17 protein-coding genes are annotated in these 16,124 nt (G+C 62.6%); 9 read left to right on the plus strand and 8 right to left on the minus strand.

All coding sequences use genetic code 11. The features are described from left to right. Window positions 1–149: 149 nt before the first annotated feature. Window positions 150–443 (minus strand): antibiotic biosynthesis monooxygenase, encoded by a 294-nt coding sequence (locus tag HY852_RS23620; protein WP_291607311.1) that lies wholly within the window; start codon window positions 441–443, stop codon window positions 150–152. A gap of 1,098 nt (window positions 444–1,541) precedes the next feature. Between HY852_RS23620 and HY852_RS23625 the strand changes: the two genes are divergently transcribed. Both HY852_RS23625 and HY852_RS23630 read left to right on the plus strand, forming a co-directional pair. After that, entirely contained in the window at window positions 1,542–1,757 is a 216-nt protein-coding gene (locus HY852_RS23625; protein WP_291607312.1) for a tRNA 5-methylaminomethyl-2-thiouridine synthase, read from the plus strand. A 263-nt stretch (window positions 1,758–2,020) separates the two neighbouring features. Continuing rightward, a complete protein-coding gene (locus HY852_RS23630; protein ID WP_291607313.1) occupies window positions 2,021–2,326 on the plus strand; it encodes a hypothetical protein in 306 nt (101 codons plus the stop codon). A gap of 823 nt (window positions 2,327–3,149) precedes the next feature. Here the strand turns inward: HY852_RS23630 and HY852_RS23635 are convergent. The 3 genes from HY852_RS23635 to HY852_RS23645 all read right to left on the minus strand — a co-directional run bounded on the left by HY852_RS23635 (window position 3,150) and on the right by HY852_RS23645 (window position 5,626). Next, window positions 3,150–3,398 carry a hypothetical protein gene (locus HY852_RS23635; RefSeq protein ID WP_291607314.1) on the minus strand — a complete coding sequence of 83 codons (249 nt, stop codon included), beginning with the start codon at window positions 3,396–3,398 and terminating at the stop codon, window positions 3,150–3,152. Between the two features lie 1,047 nt (window positions 3,399–4,445). Continuing rightward, window positions 4,446–4,652: a hypothetical protein gene (locus HY852_RS23640; RefSeq protein ID WP_291607315.1), complete on the minus strand. Its 207-nt coding sequence runs from the start codon at window positions 4,650–4,652 to the stop codon at window positions 4,446–4,448. A 524-nt stretch (window positions 4,653–5,176) separates the two neighbouring features. Then, window positions 5,177–5,626, minus strand: coding sequence for a tetratricopeptide repeat protein (locus HY852_RS23645; protein ID WP_291607316.1), 450 nt, complete (start codon window positions 5,624–5,626; stop codon window positions 5,177–5,179). A 491-nt stretch (window positions 5,627–6,117) separates the two neighbouring features. Here HY852_RS23645 and HY852_RS23650 point away from each other — a divergent pair, with 491 nt between their 5' ends. After that, window positions 6,118–6,336 (plus strand): hypothetical protein, encoded by a 219-nt coding sequence (locus HY852_RS23650; protein WP_291607317.1) that lies wholly within the window; start codon window positions 6,118–6,120, stop codon window positions 6,334–6,336. Window positions 6,337–6,352: 16 nt separating this feature from the next. Here HY852_RS23650 and HY852_RS23655 read toward each other — a convergent pair whose 3' ends face one another. Both HY852_RS23655 and htpX read right to left on the minus strand, forming a co-directional pair. Further along, window positions 6,353–6,553 carry a DUF2905 domain-containing protein gene (locus tag HY852_RS23655; RefSeq protein ID WP_291607318.1) on the minus strand — a complete coding sequence of 67 codons (201 nt, stop codon included), beginning with the start codon at window positions 6,551–6,553 and terminating at the stop codon, window positions 6,353–6,355. 280 nt (window positions 6,554–6,833) lie between these two features. Continuing rightward, window positions 6,834–7,772, minus strand: a complete 939-nt coding sequence (htpX, locus tag HY852_RS23660; protein ID WP_291607319.1) for a zinc metalloprotease HtpX — start codon at window positions 7,770–7,772, stop codon at window positions 6,834–6,836. A gap of 276 nt (window positions 7,773–8,048) precedes the next feature. Between htpX and HY852_RS23665 the strand changes: the two genes are divergently transcribed. The 4 genes from HY852_RS23665 (at window position 8,049) to HY852_RS23680 (ending at window position 13,456) form a co-directional block, all read left to right on the plus strand. Further along, window positions 8,049–9,410, plus strand: a complete 1,362-nt coding sequence (locus HY852_RS23665) for an HlyD family efflux transporter periplasmic adaptor subunit (protein WP_291607320.1) — start codon at window positions 8,049–8,051, stop codon at window positions 9,408–9,410. Beyond that, window positions 9,407–11,347 carry a glycosyltransferase family 2 protein gene (locus HY852_RS23670; protein ID WP_291607321.1) on the plus strand — a complete coding sequence of 647 codons (1,941 nt, stop codon included), beginning with the start codon at window positions 9,407–9,409 and terminating at the stop codon, window positions 11,345–11,347. Before HY852_RS23665 ends, HY852_RS23670 begins: the two co-directional genes overlap by 4 nt. A 135-nt stretch (window positions 11,348–11,482) precedes the next feature. Further along, window positions 11,483–12,793, plus strand: coding sequence for a lytic murein transglycosylase (locus tag HY852_RS23675; RefSeq protein ID WP_291607322.1), 1,311 nt, complete (start codon window positions 11,483–11,485; stop codon window positions 12,791–12,793). 303 nt (window positions 12,794–13,096) lie between these two features. After that, entirely contained in the window at window positions 13,097–13,456 is a 360-nt protein-coding gene (locus tag HY852_RS23680; protein ID WP_291607323.1) for a hypothetical protein, read from the plus strand. A 49-nt stretch (window positions 13,457–13,505) separates the two neighbouring features. Here the strand turns inward: HY852_RS23680 and HY852_RS23685 are convergent, their stop codons facing one another. Beyond that, the gene (locus tag HY852_RS23685) at window positions 13,506–13,787 is read right to left on the minus strand and encodes a hypothetical protein (RefSeq protein WP_291607324.1); all 282 of its coding nucleotides are present in this window, start codon (window positions 13,785–13,787) and stop codon (window positions 13,506–13,508) included. A gap of 3 nt (window positions 13,788–13,790) precedes the next feature. Between HY852_RS23685 and HY852_RS23690 the strand changes: the two genes are divergently transcribed. Beyond that, a complete protein-coding gene (locus tag HY852_RS23690; protein ID WP_291607325.1) occupies window positions 13,791–14,270 on the plus strand; it encodes a Rap1a/Tai family immunity protein in 480 nt (159 codons plus the stop codon). A gap of 309 nt (window positions 14,271–14,579) precedes the next feature. Beyond that, complete coding sequence (locus HY852_RS23695; protein ID WP_291607326.1) at window positions 14,580–15,677, plus strand: alkene reductase; 1,098 nt, start codon at window positions 14,580–14,582, stop codon at window positions 15,675–15,677. Window positions 15,678–15,814: 137 nt separating this feature from the next. Here the strand turns inward: HY852_RS23695 and HY852_RS23700 are convergent. Then, on the minus strand, window positions 15,815–16,124 hold a 310-nt coding region (locus tag HY852_RS23700; RefSeq protein ID WP_291607327.1), incomplete at its 5' end, for a DUF1569 domain-containing protein.

Genomic DNA, 16,124 nt, shown 5'->3' on the forward strand with positions numbered 1-16,124 from the left:
ATTGGAATTCGGTCCGCGATCTCCATCAGGGCCCGCGGTCAATGGCCGCTTCTCGAGGCCGTATACATGACCGCTCCCCGATTCACTTGCTGAACCACCAAGAAGACCCTTGCCGAGAGGGGGCCGTCCATACATGACGGCGTGCCTTCTCACGCCAGCGTGTGAACGATCACCGGGCCCGCCACCGCGCGGGCCTCTCCGGCGAGCAGCGGGCCGAGCTCCTTTTCGATCCAGGCGATCGCGCGCCTGTTGGCCTCCTCCGCCTGCTCATATTTGTCGAAGACGCTGATCGCCGTGACGGTGTCGTCGCCGGCATAGACCACGTAATAGGCTCGAAAACCGTCCACATCGCTGATGATCGGAACGGCGCCTTCCTTGATGCGGCGGGCCAGTTCCTCGGCCGTCCCGCTCTTTGCCTTGGCCTGACGGATGGCGGCGTACATGAGATCCTCCTTCCGGCTGCAAACAGCTCCCTGCCCTTACACTGATCCTACGCCACACCGATAGATCCATCCACGTGGGTTTATCGTCGTCATGGCAGGCTGTCAGCACCTCATCCTGAGGAGCTTGCGGAGCAAGCGTCTCGAAGGATGAAGGCCCGTATCCGGCCTCATGGTTCGAGACGGCGCTATGCGCCTCCTCACCATGAGGGTTGAGACCATCGCAAATGACGCCATGAGGCACAACTCCGCATTCTCGCGACAGGATTTGCCCGAGGTTTGCTATCCTATTCGCCCCCTTCGATTGTCGAGGGCGCAGGGAAGACCGGGTGCCCGCTGCACCCGCGGTCTCGTGTGCAAGTAGCGCAAAGAAGCCGCACACGAGCATACAGGTACAGCCGACGACACCCGGCCTTCCCTGCGCAGTGGCTTTACGGCTTATGCCGCGCTCTCCCCGGCGACGAATTCCTTTTGTCACCGTCGCTCCGCAGATTTGGCGGCGCCGCGCTCCCGGTTGGGATCACGACACCTCTGCAGAGCTTGACTGCAGCAACGGCAGCCAGGACCACACGGTTTTGCCGTACGCGTTTGCGCCGTTCGTCCTGCGCGCCGCGGACCACTCACGGAAAACCGCCCTGTGGTACACGTTCGCGCCGACGCAACCCGCGTCCACCGCGTCCCAGCCCGCGTTTCGTGACGATCGCGATACGCCCCTCGTACCGGGTGAGACGGACGATCTATACGCCAAATCCGAATTCTGGAAAAGCGAAATATTTTTGCCGCACGGGCTTGACGGGTTTTGACGTGATTTGCCCGACAGGCCGGATCGGTACTCCCGCCCGGTCGTCATGCCCCGCGTCGCGGGCAATGACACGGCCCCGGGTGGATCAGCTCACAGGGCAGGCGCAGAACCCGCCCCGACGACAGGCTCCAGCGTAACCGCCTTGTTTCACCAGCACACGGCGGATGCGCTTGCTGTCCGCTCTACGGCCATGGGAGTCCGTCCCCGTAAAGTCCCCGGGTTGCGGCAACACTGCATTTCGTCAATCTGGCCCTACTAACGCTGATTTGCATAAGCTGACCTTGAGAGCCCGGGCGATAATGCCTCGTTATTTCTTCCACATCGACGGAAGCCAACCTTATCGCGACGAGGATGGCGAGGAGCTGATTGACGACGACGCGGCGTGGCGGCTCGCGACACGCGTGACGCGAGATATTGAGACCAGCGTCAGGCCCGGCGACAGCTGGGAGCTGGAAGTGTGGTGCCAGGAAGCGCCGGTTTTCCGAATCGATATCAAGACCGAGTGGGTTCGATAATCCGGCACGCCGGCGCGGCTCCGCGACTTACATCGGATGCGCGGGATGAACGTGACGCCGAAGAGCCTCGACATTAAGGACTCCATCGACATCCTCCGCCCTTCGCAAGCCATGGCCATGACTGCCCACGGCAGCTTCGTAGGGCGGCTAGTTAGTTAACCACCCTACGAAATACGAACTTTGATCCTCGCGCGTCCGCAATTGCAAAGCTCTCCCACCGATTGCATAGTCCGCCTCGTCAATCACGGACCTCGAGGAAGAACATGGCGGACGCCGACCTGGATGTCGTAATCCGGCAACTGGCCAAACAACTGCACAAGGGCATTCTGGCCGCCGCGAAGAAGCGGAAGGATCGCTTCAGCGGCCTCGCCGGCAAGGCGAAGAACAAGGAGGCCCGGGATCGCTACCGGCAGATGGCAAAGACCACCATGGAGCAGGCGACCGCCGCCGCGAGGCGACTGCAGAATTCGGCCGACAACGTCGCCGACAGTTACGCTAGGTCCATGCGGCAGGCCGCGGAGGCGCCCGTAGCCAAGAAGACAGCCACGAAGAGGAAGGCGGAATCATAGCGCTTGAAGGTGGTGGATTGAACTGGGCAGCAAGCGTGCTCCTTCCAGACCGAACGCAGCGCGGATTCGGCTGCCGGGTTGCGGCTGGATGACGGGTCCTCGGCCTTTCGAACCTACTCAGCAATCCGCTTTTCTTTCGATGAGCTCCAGATCCTCATCGAGCCTCTCATAGTGAACCAGACCGTGCTTTGAAGATCTTATCAAGCACCCCCGCTGGAGGTACTCCCACTCAGCTCCAGGAAATTCGGGAGTGTATTCCTGGGTTTCAATGCAACACACGACCAAACCAGTCGGGTCGCCATCCACCCTCACTCGATCTCCCAGCCTTACTTCCTGCCCGTCGAGATACTTCATCTGATCAAACTCAGTACCTCATCAGGGGCGCAGCGGAACGCACGGCTTCAATTCATTGGAGTGCGCGTAGACTTCTTCGCCGACGATTTTGCCCACGTGTCTCGATCCTGTCTTCAAGAGAAGAGGAAGCTCTTTGAAGGCCTTCGCCAGGAACGTCATCGAAGAAGTTGCGGCAGAAGGCGGTCAAGAAGCCAGCGGCGAAATAGAACACGGACTCATGGCGCACGTACTGATGAACGCGCGATGAGACCGCTTTCCGGTGCAAAGCGCACATGCCTACAAGCACGGCGGATGCCTGCAAATGACCGTAGCGGAAGTTGCAAAAGGACTTTCTACATCTATAGTATCAGCCATGAAGCCTGCGATCGACACAGCAACGAGCCTCTTTCGCATATGGTTCATTTGTTTGTCCATTTGCTTCGTTACCTGCACCAGTGCATCTGCCTGCTTCAACCAAGTAGCTAGTATCCTATTCGAGAATGTCCCGACCTACATTGATGCGCCTGTTACTGTTGAGGCGACAATCTATAACTACGAAAGGAATGTTGGCGATGTCATGGGTCGCCCGTGGGTCATAATGAAAGCGCGCGTTGATAAGGTGATCAAAGGCCCCATCGATGTTGGCCCATTGACGATAATCTTCAACCCGACCGCCTGCACCCATGCTGGTGTCGGGCGAGGTATCGTTCTGGGAACGCTTCGTGACGATCCACAGCACGGGCTTGTGCTAGACGCTAGTCAAAGGTCCGACCCGCTGAAGTGGTCGAAGGAATTCTCCCAAATGCAAACCGACATTTGGAACGCTTGGAAGAGTAGCAAGTAACTGTAGGCTTGTCTGCTGCTGGCCCTTCGCTGACTTTCAGGTAGGTGGCTCGGATGCCTGGTTCTGGTTGGGACGCGGACGTCGCCCTGCCGCGAGCGCGGGGAGCCCTGAGTACGCCCAAATCAGCCATTGGCCGGCTTCTTAACATCTCATACGCGAACGGGACGGCGGGTCTGAAGCTGACAACGGTCAGAGTGCTCAAGACACATGCTGACTGCCGCGCCGCCCTGTTTCTTTAAAGCTGACGCCGCTTCCATGGCAAACCCGAGCAAGGTTCGAGCGGCCTGACTCGCTAAAGACCCACGGAAATGACGAGCGGGACGAGTTTGTGGGAGCGTTTGTCGTTGCAATTCAATTACGCAAGAGAGCGTCTCACAAAGCACCCGACCAGTGGGTCCATCGGCACTGAAACGGGGCGACAGCCTGACTTGAGCAGGACGTGACCGGCCGAAGTGTCACCGCCGCTTCCTTCGGTTGGTTGTCTTGCGTGACTTCGTTCCAGACGATGGTGATGGCTTTTGCCCCGATCGAAAGATGCTGATCGCCTCTAAGTCCTGCCGGATGGGTTTTCCCCATCCCTCTGGCGTAAGTGCGAGCCGCATTCGATCAAGATCATCAAAAAAGCCGTGCCACAATACGTGCCCGTCTGCCCTCGCCTTGTAGGAGACCGTCACTCGATAAGTGCCCAAATGCCCTAGTTCGCGCTCCACGACGCGTAAGAAATGCCGATGAGCCTCAATCGGCGACATATCTGGTGCAAGGAGAATCCAGAATGGCATCTCCTTATAGGTCTCGTGAACCTCGCTTTGCACCTCAAGCCAAGCAGCACCTTCGAGCGCCCATAAGGCGGCCAGGATGCGAGCGTGCGTCCGACCAATGTCATCCATGGATGACCAGGATAGCTTGCATTTGCAGGTCCTGCGCACTTCCTCGGTTCAAAGCTCACATCTTCCCGAAAAAGCCGGTGATGTCGAAGAAGATGGCGGCCTCCTTGCCATCCGGCGAGATGAAGCTGATACGGTCCATCTGGCGGGAGTTGAAGCTGATGAGGGATTGCCTGCTCTTTCGCCAGCCGGGCCGGTTGCGGGAAGCCCAGTAGAGCTCGGCGACGATCCCCTCATCCTCGTTGCGAGCGCCTTCGATCACCACGGCAGTTTCGGCACTCGTTCCGTCGCCGCCGGAAAACCGTATCAGGTCGGTTCGTCCCTCCTGGCTCTTGCGCTTCTCGAGAACGCAGGAGAGCTCGCGTTGAAGGCACTCCTCGTGGCTGCGCGCTGCCGCCTTGTCGGTACGGCATGCCCGGTAGGTCGAAATGCAATCCCGGCAGCCGATGAAGCAGGCAATTGCCGACGTGGCACAGGGGCTCTGGGGTCCCTCCCCGTCCCTTCGACATTGCTCCGACGCCGTGACGCACGCGGTATTGCAGCTTCGGCGAAGGGTTTGTTCGATTGCAGGATCATAGGATGGCATGCCGGCAGGCGGCGGTGGTGTCTGCGCGCTACCCGTGCCCGACCAGATTGATCCCGCAATGAATACAGCTGAGACAAGTGCAAAGATCCGGCGCATGGAAGAAGTCCTTCGAAGACACGACGTTCTCGATCGTCCCCTGTTCAATCTCGCTTGTTCATGAGAATTCACCGGCAGCGTCCGGCACCGGCGCAGGAGTACACGCCCTACGCCCGCTTCTCCCTCTCCCACTCCCGCTCCAGCCTGACGGCTTCCGCGAAATCGGCCTTGGCGCGCGCCGTATCGCCCATGGCCTCATAGGCGGTGCCGCGGTTGTTGAAGAGCGGGGCGAATTGAGGCTGCAGACGAATGGTCTCGTCGAAATCGGCAAGCGCGCGGTTGAAGTCCTTCATGGCGAGATAGGCATAGCCGCGCTTGATGTAGCCGCTGATCCAGGTGGGACTTAGCCGGATCACCTCGGAAAAATCCGCGATCGCGCCCTCATATTCCTGCTTGTCGTGGTGGCTAAGGCCGCGAAGAAACCACAGCTCGGCATTGTCCGGCTGAAGCGCGATCGCCTCGGTGAAGGCGGCAATGGCAGCATCGAGGTCGCCGGTATCGCGGCACCCATAGCCACGCGACGCAGCAGCGGCGGCATCGTCACCCAGTCTTGGCATATCGATCGTCGTTCTTGCTTCCCGGTCGGTCGCCGCCAGCGAGTTCTGTGCCTAGAGATTTCGACCGTCTATTTAGTCGAACGCACGTCCATCCAGGTTCGATCCGCGCCGATGGCGTTGGAGATAAATTACCGTACCCCCGTGATACCCATCACCGTTGCATTGTCGGGGCGTGTGCGTTTTGTTCGCCCCACGCGCAAGGCAGCCGAATCAGGACAACGGCCATCACCCGCGCGGCAGCCTTGTCTTCGCGCCGCGCCAACCATTCGGAACGCTCCATGGCGCTTGAACCGGGCGCCACAGCTCCTGGCGAAGATCGTCGCACTCGACTGCAGCCGCCGCTGCTCGGCACGCAATCCGTAGCTCTGCTTTAGCGCGAACTCTACGCGAAACCCGGCGCGCACGGCGGGCGCTTCCCGGAACTTCCAGATTTTCCCGGCGTTGTAGCGCTTTGGGGCGGCTGCTTCCCGAACAGCAGCCGGGACATTGCCATGAAGAACTTTGCCGATGCCGCGTTTCCTCCCGAGACGATCGAGATCATGACCACTGCGCTCGACGCGGCGGTAGAGACGCTGCCCGATCCGGTCAGCACCGCGCACGTCAATCTGCTGGCCGAATCGATCCTGCGCACTGCAAAGGCCGGCGAGCGCGACGCCGCCGTGCTGCAACGGATAGCGCTGATGGAGCTGCAGCTTTCGCGGCGCACATGAAGGGTGGCGGGTGTCGCTACCGGTTGACCAGCCAGAAGACGAGGCTCAGCACGACGCTGATGATCAGCGAGGTCATCAGCGGGAAATAGAACGAATAATTCTCCCGCTCGACGACGATGTCGCCGGGCAGCCGGCCGAGCCCGAGGCGCCCGACAAACGGCCATAGCAGGCCGGCGACGACCAGAACCAGCCCGAGGATGATCAGGAAGCGCGACATGATGCGCGTCTCTCTCCCCGCCTGAGGCAGGGGCTATCCCATTTGAAAACGTACTTGTTGGCAGTTTCTTCGCGGCCATCCTTCGAGACGCCCGCTTTCAGCGGGCTCTCAGGATGAGGTCTTGTTTCGCGGCGAAATATTGGACCCTCATGGTGAGGAGCGCCCGCTTAGGGCGCGTCTCGAACCATGAGGCCGCGCCGTTCACAGCCTCCATAGCGTCATATGCGATCGCCCTGCCGCCTGAGGGGAGCGGCCGGATCACATCTCCCTCTCACCAGCTTTACCCCCACGGGCCGCGTCGGGTCGAGGAGCGGCCCCAGGGGCCGCCGCGCGGATAGTTCTCGTTGGCTCCGATCGAAGGCCCGGCGCCGCGCCCGCCGAGCTCGGCCGCAAGCTGCTGCAAGGCCGCGATGCGGTTCTCGGTCGAGGGATGGGTGGCGAACAGATTGTCCATGCCCTGCCCCGACAGCGGATTGATGATGAACATGTGCGCGGTCGCCGGATTGTGCTCGGCCTGCACGTTCGGCACCTGATGTGCTGCGTTCTCGATCTTGACCAGCGCCGAAGCCAGCCACATCGGCTGACCGGCGATGCGGGCGCCGAGATTGTCGGCAGCGTATTCGCGGGTGCGGCTGATCGCCATCTGCACCAGCATCGCGGCAATCGGCGCGAGGATCATCATGGCGATCGAGCCGACGATGCCGGGGCCGTTGTTGTCGCGGTTGCCGCCGAAGAACATGCCGAACTGCGCCAGCATCGAGATGGCGCCGGCGATCGTCGCCGTGATCGTCATCAACAGCGTGTCGTGATTTTTGACGTGCGCGAGCTCGTGCGCGATGACGCCGGCGAGTTCCTCGCGGCTCAGCGAATGGACAAGGCCCATGGTGACGGCGACTGCGGCGTTTTCCGGATTGCGGCCGGTGGCGAACGCATTGGGCTGCATCTCGTCGATCAGGAACACGCGCGGCATCGGCAGGCCGGCGCGGCCGGCGAGCTCGGCGACAAGGCCGACCAGCTCTGGCGCGCTGGAACGATCGACCTCCTGGGCGCCATACATCGACAGCACCATTCGATCGGAGTTCCAGTAGGCGAACACGTTGGTGGCCGCGGCAATCACCAGCGCAATGATGGCACCGGTGCCGCCGCCGATCAGGTAGCCGACGCCCATGAACAGGGCGGTCAGGCCTGCGAGGAGGATTGCGGTCCGAAAATAGCTCATTGCTCCTAAACCTTCTGCCCGCGGGCGAACGCCGCCGGCGTTATTCAGGTAGGGATACGCCCGGGCCGGCTGCAAGATCACCGGGTGCGTCGGAGGGCCGCGGCCCCTCTGTTTGCGGCACGCCGTTACCGCTTAAACCTTACCGCGCATTCTTCCAAAACTGCACGCCCGTGTTAGCGGATTCGAAGCGACTTCTTCTTATCCTGCCGCTGTGGGGTACCGCGCACGCTGCCGCATCGATCGGTTCCATCAAGGCAGCATCAGCGAGGTTTGTGCATGGTGAATCAATCGCTAGCGGCTTCAGCCGACGAAACGGCTCCGTCTCTTGCACCGGAAGCGGAGGCAACCGATGCCAAGGGCCTGCAGCACGCGCTGAAGGAACGCCTGCTTGCCGAGGACAAGCGGCCCGAACCGCCGCACCACCGCATCGAGCACAAAAAGCCGCCGCCGGAACGGCGGGACCTGAAGCGCGGCCTGAAGATCGCGGCGGGACTTGCCCTCATTGCCGTGTTCGGCTGGTTGCCGCTGCGCACGATGTGGCAGACCTCCAGCGTCGAAGCGGTGCTGAACTCGCGTCTCGTCACCCTGCGCTCGCCGATCGACGGCGAAGTGGTGGCCATCCCGGATGGGGTGAAGGATGAAGCACCGCTCGCCGCCGGCACACTGGTGCTGCGCGTCATCAATTCGCGGGGCGACCGCTCGCACCTCGACGACCTCAGGCGCCAGATGTCGCGGCTCGAGAACCAGCGTCCGAGCCTTGCCGCCAAGCTCGCCGCGGTGCAGGCGTCCCAGCAGGACCTCGCGAGGCAGGCGGAGCAGTTCAGGGAAAATCGCATCCTGCAGCTCGAAGCAAGGATCGCCGAGATAAAGACCTCGATCGAGGCCGCCGGCGCGCGGCGCGAGGAAGCGAGCGCCGCGGTGGACCGGGCATCGACCCTGGCGAAGTCCGGCAGCGTTTCTACCGTCGAGCTGGCACGTTTGACGCGCGAGCTGTCGGTCGCGCAGCAGATCGAGCTTGGCGCTCGCAAGCGGCTCGACGCAGTACAGGTCGAACTGACCGCTGCGAAGAACGGCACCTTCCTCGGCGACAGCTACAACGACCGGCCGAGCTCGTTTCAGCGCGAGGAGGAGATGCGCCAGCGCGCCGAGGAGATGAAGGCCGATCTCGCGCATGCCGATGCCGAGATCGCCTGGCTCGCCAACGAGATCACGACCGAAGAGATCCGTTATGCCTCGCGCTCCGAGGCCGACATCAAGGTGCCGATCACCGGGCGGATCTGGGAAATGATGACCTCGCCGGGGGAAGACGTGCGTGCGGGCCAGCCGCTGCTGAAGGTGCTGGATTGCGGCGCCGAAGTCGTCACCGCCAACGTCACCGAGCGCGTCTACAACCAGCTGAAGCTCGGCGACCGCGCGAGCTTCGAGCCCAACGACGGCGGACCAACCATCAACGGTTCGGTGATCAACATGACCGGCGCGGCCGGGGCACCTGCCAACCTCGCCATCAACCCGGATGCGCTGAACAAGGAACCTTATCGCGTCACCGTGGCCATCACGCCGGTCGAGTCCCCGGCCCATAATTGCGTCGTCGGCCGCACCGGCCGCGTGGTCTTCTCCCGGAACGAGCCCGCGCCATGATGGCGGCGCTGGCACCCGGCCTTGTGGCGCTCGGCGCCTTCATGGCGGTTGTGCCACTCTTGAGACGCCGCAGCACGCCGGCCCGGTCGCTCCTGACCTTCGTGTCGTTCCTTCTCCTGCTGCGCTACTTCTACTGGCGCGTGACCGAAACGCTGCCGCCGCCGGCGCTGACCCTGGATGCCCTGGTCGGCTATCCCTTCATGCTGGCGGAAACGGCCTCGCTGGTCGCAGTGGCGCTGTCGCTGCTGTTTCTCAGCCGCACCATCGAGCGCACCGCAGCGTTCGACGCCGATCGCCGCGCCACGGATTCCGATGCCCCGCTGGTCGACGTCTTCATCTGCACCTACAACGAAGACAGGTCGATCCTGGAGCGCACGATCATCGGCGCCACCGGGCTCGCCTACGGCAACTACCGCGTCTGGGTGCTCGATGACGGAAGGCGCCTGTGGCTGAAGCGGCTGGCCGGCGATCTCGGCTGCTTCTATCTCGCCCGTCCCGACAACCACCACGCCAAGGCGGGCAACATCAACCACGCGCTCGCGCATGTCGCGCTGCTGCCCAAGCAGCCCGAGTTCATCGCGATCCTGGATGCCGACTTCGTGCCGCGGCCCGATTTTCTCACCAAGACCATGAGCCTCATGGAGGATCCGAACGTCGGCGTGGTGCAGACGCCGCAGCACTTCGTCAATCCCGACCCGATCCAGACCAACCTCGCCGCCACGGAAGTCTGGCCCGACGAACAGCGTTTCTTCTTCGACATCCTGATGCCGGCCAAGGATGCCTGGGGCGTCGCCTTCTGCTGCGGCACCTCCTCGCTTCTCCGTTTCGCCGCCCTCGAAAGAATCGGTGGATTCCCGACGGACTCGGTGACCGAGGACTACCTGGTCAGCCTGCGGCTGAAGGAGCGCGGCTTTTCCACCGTCTATCTCAACGAGCGCCTGACGATCGGGCTGGCGCCGGAAGGACTCAAGGAATACATCACCCAGCGCAGCCGCTGGTGCCTCGGCTTCATGCAGATCGTGCGCAGCCGCAGCGGGCCGCTGTCGCTATCCTCGCGGCTTTCCTTCATCGACCGGCTGTCGCTGGTCGACGCCTTCATGAGCTGGGCCGCGGTCTACAGTACCAAGATGTTCGGGCTGATCGTGCCGTCGCTGTTCCTCTTGTTCGGCATCAAGGCGGTGCAGGCCGACCTGTTCGAACTGCTGCGCTACTTCCTGCCGTTCTACGCCTGGCACGCACTGACCATGGCCTGGATCTCGCACGGCCGCTCGCTCGCCATCATGACCGACGTGTCGCAGCTCCTGGTTGCTCCCGCGGTGCTCAAGGCGGTGCTCGTGGGCCTGTTGCGGCCGAAGGGCCACAAGTTCAAAGTCACGGCCAAGGGCGGGGAGCGCAGCCGGAGATTTGTCGAGTGGCCGCTGGTGCAACTCTACGGCAGCATGCTTGTCGTGACGCTGCTGGGGATCGCCTACGCCTTCATCATCGACCTGCGCGGCGAAGTCATCGCCTATGGCGGGCTGGCGCTGGCGTGGAGCATCTACAACTGCTTCATCCTGACCCTCGTCTGCGTCGTCTGCATCGAGCAGCCGCGCCAGCGCAAGTCCGAGCGCTTCGAGCGCAACGAGCCGATCCTGCTGGACGAAGGTGGGAGGACCCGCCTGTCGCGGCTTGCCGACATCTCGATCAGCGGCGCCCGCTTCATCGATCCCGATCCGCCGCCGATCCCAGAACACGTCAAGTGCCATGTCTATGGTCGGGCGATCTCGGCGATCGTCGTGCGGCGGACGGGCGACGGATTTGCGGTGCGCTTCGAGGACAGCATGGCGACGCGCGTGCATGCGATCCGGGCATTCTATGCCGGCGAATATGTGCGCGCCTATCGCAGCATCCGGGCAACTCCGGTCGGCAAGGCGATACTGCTGCGCCTGTTCGGCTAGGGCGTCGCCTGCTACCGCGACAAGAAAGACGTGGACGGCGGGGACAAGGTTGGCCATGACGGGGATAGTTTGAGGCCGCAACTTGACCTAAGCTTCGAAAGATTCCACGCGTCCCTACCTCCAGCCGGACATCCCATGTTTCAGACCCGATTTGCGATCGCGGCCGTCGCTATTCTCGCAACTCTCTCTCCCGCTTATGCCCAGCTGATGCCGCCGCCCGCAAGGCCGGCCGCGCCGCCGAGGCCGGCCGCGCCCTCGCCGCGCGCCGCCTCCTGCCACAACGGGGCGAGCTTCGATCGCTTCCTGGCCGATCTGAAGCAGCAGGCGGTGGCCGCCGGCGTCTCGCAGCGGGCGATCGCACAGGCTTCGCCCTACCTCCTCTACGACCAGGGCATCGTCAACCGCGACCGCGGCCAGCGCGTGTTCGGCCAGATCTTCTCCGAATTCGCCGGCCGCATGGCCGCGCCCTATCGCATGCAGCAGGGCCAGGCGCGCATCAAGACCTATGCGGCGGCGTTCGCGCGCGCCGAGAAGGAATACGGCGTGCCGCCGGCGGTGATCGCCGCGTTCTGGGGACTGGAAAGCGACTTCGGCGCCAACATGGGCAATCTGCCGACGCTGAAATCGCTGGTGTCGCTGGCCTATGACTGCCGGCGCTCGGAGATGTTCGCGAACGAAACCATCGCCGCGCTGAAGATCATCGACCGCGGCGACCTGAGCCCCGAGGAGATGGTCGGCTCGTGGGCCGGCGAGCTCGGGCAGACGCAATTCCTGCCGGCGCATTACGTCAACTATGCCGTCGACTTTGACGGCGACGGCCGGCGCGATCTCTTGCGCAGCGCGCCCGACGTCATCGGCTCGACCGCGAACTATATCGCTACCGGGCTGAAATGGCGGCGCGGCGAACCGTGGCTGGAAGAGATCCGCGTGCCGGCGAACCTGCCCTGGGAGCAGACCGATCTCACGGTGCAATTGCCGCGCGCAAAGTGGGCGCAGCTCGGGGTCACCTACCCTGACGGACGCCCGCTGCCCAGCGATAATCTGCCCGCCTCGGTGCTGCTGCCGATGGGGCGGACGGGCCCGGCGTTCATGGCCTATCAGAACTTTGCCGCCTACACCGAATGGAATAATTCGCTGATCTATTCCATCACCGCCGGCTATCTCGCCAGCCGCATCGCGGGCGCGGCGCCGATGCGCAAACCCGCGCAGCCGGTCGCGCAATTGCCGTTCAACGAGATCAAGGACTTGCAGCAGCTGCTCGTGCGCGCCGGCCACAATGTCGGCAAGGTCGATGGCGTGCTCGGCCAGCAGAGTCGCGCCGCGGTCAAGGCGATGCAGATCAAGTACGGACTGCCCGCCGATTCCTGGCCGACCGCCGAACTGCTGGCGCGGATGCGCGGCGGCAGCGCGCAGGCGCAGCCGGCGGCGGCGTCCGCGGTACGATAAGTGGGCTGAAGGGCAGGACTTCGCATGTGGTTCTTCGATGGCTACGAACGTGGTCGGCCTCATGGTTCTACAGGCGATGGGCAGCATCGTCCTGAGACGCGCCGCAAGCGACGCTCCTCACCATGAGGGTCCACGACTTCGCGGCAAAACAGACCTCATCCTGAGGAGCCCGCCTAAGGCGGGCGTCTCGAAGGATGGGCCGCAAAGAGACCTCCCACAAGTCTCTTTTTCATATGCGATAGCCCTGTAGGCTGAAGGGAGGCCACCATGAGAACAATTGCCAGACGACTGGGATTCGCCGTCGTGCTCTGGGCCATCCTGTTTGTCGCCGCGATCCCGCTGCTGCCGCTGCAGGCTACCAACCTGGCGGCCTTCAAGGCGGTGATGGCGATGCTCGGCTCGCTAGTGGGCGGGGCCTTCGCCGGCTACTATTTTCTGTCCATCGAGCGCGATTACTTACGCGAGGCGATCGTGACCGCGGTCACCTGGATCGTCGTGAACTGGCTCCTCGACGTGGTCGCATTGCTGCCCTTCACGCATCAAACCCTGCCGCAATATTTCATGGAGATCGGCATCGAATATCTGGGCATGTTCGGGCCCGTGATCGCGATCGGCTACCTCCTAGAGAAAAAAGCGGCGGGCAAGCCGGGCGTGTACTCATAAATCTCGCCGTAGTTCGAGGCGGAAATCTCTGCCCTCCTAGAACGGCGCTCTAGCAGACCTCACCAGAGGCCCGCGTTGGGCCAGAACCAGAACAGCCGACTGAGCCGCCGCTGATGAACCCCTCGCTCCAAGCGTCCTTGTCGAGTTCATATTCGTCGATATGGAAACAGTCGGGGTAGTCGCGGAAGCCCTCGAATTGGAGCTTGCGCCGTTTTGCAGCATCCGCCTCGGCCGCGCTGCTATAGACCCCGACGAGCTTGTTGTCGGTATCGTGTTCATCGATACCGCCTTCGATCGGTCGGCTGTGCCAAAGTAGAAAAACCGCTCTCATTCTATGATAGCACCTCTTTTTGGCTTCACGATATTCCTGCGGCGGCGGATTCGCAAAACCTGTTTGACCGTGAGCGGTTTGCAGGCATCTATCGGCGATCCGCTCGATCGAGCTTCAGAGGGGCCTATAGCGATGCAACGGTACTTGGTTGTCATAATCCCGGTGTTTCTGACCCTCGCGTCCAACACCGCATCAGCGCAGACAGTGAGGTTGGATCAGTATCAGCATCCTTCAGAGCCTAAGTTCAAGGACTTCTACAAGCTGTATCTTGCTGGCGTCAGAGATGGCCTCATTGCGTATTCGGTTAGGCAAGACGCGAAAGATCGCCTGTTCTGCATCCCGCCGAAGATGGTTCTGACGACCGAGCAAGCAGAGGACATCATGCTGCGTTTTGCCGAGAAGAAGCAGCTTCTTGGAAACATCCCGATCGGCGTTCCCCTGCTTGGCGGTCTTGCAGAGACCTTTCCGTGCGATGAGAGGTAGGACCGAAAGGCTCAGATTCTTCGTCAGCCGTAGCCGAGCGGGTCACCTTGACCGACGCGATGTCGTTCGACGATATCGACGCGCTCGACGCCCAGGATACAGCAAGGCCCGGCGGGGCCCTGGCTAGGGTGAAAAATCCGTAGGGCGCGGGCCGACGCGTATAGAACCTTCTGTGCGGTTCTTGCGCGCACCTCACCTGCATGAGGCGAATGGCTGATGGCTTGCACAGTGCGCAGCCATGCCCCAACTGTTCGTGACTTTCCATTTTCCTCCCACTCGTTACCTCCCACTCGATTGAAAGCATCCCCCATGAGCCGTGCGACCAAACTGTTTGAGCCCTTCAAGCTGGGCCCGATCACCCTTGCCAATCGCGTGGCGATGGCGCCCCTGACGCGCAATCGCGCGGTGCCCGCCGGCCTGGTGCCAAGCCCGCTGGCGGCCGAGTATTACGGTCAGCGTGCCTCCGCAGGTCTTCTGATCAGCGAAGCGAGCCAGATCTCGCCGCAGGGCCAGGGCTATCAGGATACCCCCGGCATCCATTCCAAGGAGCAGGTGGCGGGCTGGCGCGAGGTGACCAACCGCGTCCACGAACGGGGCGGGCGCATCTTCATCCAGCTCTGGCATGTCGGCCGGATCTCGCACACCGCGCTGCAGCCGAACGGCGCCGCGCCGGTTGCTCCCTCCGCCATCCGCGCCAGGACCAAGACCTTCGTCAAGGGCGCCTTCGTCGACACTTCCGAGCCGCGTGCGCTAGAACTGTCGGAAATCCCGGGCATCATCGACAGCTACAAGCGCGCCGCGGCCAATGCGATCGCTGCGGGATTTGACGGCGTCGAGATCCATGGCGCCAACGGCTATTTGCTCGACCAGTTCGCCAAGGACGGCGCCAACAAGCGTACCGACGCCTACGGCGGTGGAATCGAGAACCGCGCCAGGCTGATGCTGGAAGTCTCCAGGGCGGTCGCGACTGAAGCCGGCGCCGATCGAACCGGCATTCGCATCTCGCCGGTGACGCCGGCCAACGACGTCTCCGATTCCAATCCGCAAGCCTTGTTCGACTACATTGTCGACCAGCTCAATGCGTTGAAGCTCGTCTACATCCACGTAATCGAAGGCTCGACCGGCGGCCCGCGCGATTACGCGCCGTTCGACTATTCTTCGCTGCGCAAGCGCTTTTCCGGCGCGTACATCGCCAACAACGGCTACGATTTCGAGCTGGCGACCAAGGTGCTGGAGGCCGGCGCCGCCGACCTGATCGCGTTCGGCAAGGCGTTCATCTCCAACCCCGACCTGGTCGAGCGCCTAAGGGCGGGCGCGCCGCTCAATCCGTGGGACAAGACCACCTTCTATGGCGGCGGCGCCAAGGGTTATACCGATTACCCGACCCTGGCCCAGGCTGCGGAATAAACATCGCGTTTACGCCTAACCCGGCATCAACTTGAGACGGTTTCGGCGGCGGTGCTAGCATCGCCGCCGTGTTTTTGTGTCCACATGGCCGTTCGCCCCTAGGCGAGCGTCGTGCATCAATCAAGCGTCATCACGCTCTAGCGTCGCAAGGCGTTCAGATGCTCGGCGATATGGTAGGCCTGCAGCCGGGCATACTCGGCAGGAGCTACATCGCCATAGGCGAAATGCGGCTGCAGCGCTGCCCGGTTCTGCACTGCTGCCTCGAAGGCATCGATGGCCGCGAATAGCCGCGTATAGGCGGCGGCCATGTCACCCTCGCGGGGAATTTCCGGCGCGCCCGGGATCGGCGCATCCAGGCCATGCTTCAGCCGGCCGCGCGCCAGGAACACACGCGCCGCCAGTGGGCCGATGATGGCGCGGAACCAGGCGGGCTTGAGCTGGGGAAAG

It is taken from the genome of Bradyrhizobium sp., from assembly GCF_016213215.1.
Lineage (GTDB): Bacteria > Pseudomonadota > Alphaproteobacteria > Rhizobiales > Xanthobacteraceae > Bradyrhizobium.

Excerpts from the sequence above, each read along its gene's own strand:
- HY852_RS23620 (WP_291607311.1), bottom strand. The coding sequence starts at position 443 with ATGTACGCCGCCATCCGTCAGGCCAAGGCAAAGAGCGGGACGGCCGAG.
- HY852_RS23625 (WP_291607312.1), top strand. The coding sequence starts at position 1,542 with ATGCCTCGTTATTTCTTCCACATCGACGGAAGCCAACCTTATCGCGAC.
- HY852_RS23630 (WP_291607313.1), top strand. The coding sequence starts at position 2,021 with ATGGCGGACGCCGACCTGGATGTCGTAATCCGGCAACTGGCCAAACAA.
- HY852_RS23645 (WP_291607316.1), bottom strand. The coding sequence starts at position 5,626 with ATGCCAAGACTGGGTGACGATGCCGCCGCTGCTGCGTCGCGTGGCTAT.
- HY852_RS23650 (WP_291607317.1), top strand. The coding sequence starts at position 6,118 with ATGAAGAACTTTGCCGATGCCGCGTTTCCTCCCGAGACGATCGAGATC.
- HY852_RS23655 (WP_291607318.1), bottom strand. The coding sequence starts at position 6,553 with ATGTCGCGCTTCCTGATCATCCTCGGGCTGGTTCTGGTCGTCGCCGGC.
- htpX (WP_291607319.1), bottom strand. The coding sequence starts at position 7,772 with ATGAGCTATTTTCGGACCGCAATCCTCCTCGCAGGCCTGACCGCCCTG.
- HY852_RS23665 (WP_291607320.1), top strand. The coding sequence starts at position 8,049 with ATGGTGAATCAATCGCTAGCGGCTTCAGCCGACGAAACGGCTCCGTCT.
- HY852_RS23670 (WP_291607321.1), top strand. The coding sequence starts at position 9,407 with ATGATGGCGGCGCTGGCACCCGGCCTTGTGGCGCTCGGCGCCTTCATG.
- HY852_RS23675 (WP_291607322.1), top strand. The coding sequence starts at position 11,483 with ATGTTTCAGACCCGATTTGCGATCGCGGCCGTCGCTATTCTCGCAACT.
- HY852_RS23685 (WP_291607324.1), bottom strand. The coding sequence starts at position 13,787 with ATGAGAGCGGTTTTTCTACTTTGGCACAGCCGACCGATCGAAGGCGGT.
- HY852_RS23690 (WP_291607325.1), top strand. The coding sequence starts at position 13,791 with ATGATAGCACCTCTTTTTGGCTTCACGATATTCCTGCGGCGGCGGATT.
- HY852_RS23695 (WP_291607326.1), top strand. The coding sequence starts at position 14,580 with ATGAGCCGTGCGACCAAACTGTTTGAGCCCTTCAAGCTGGGCCCGATC.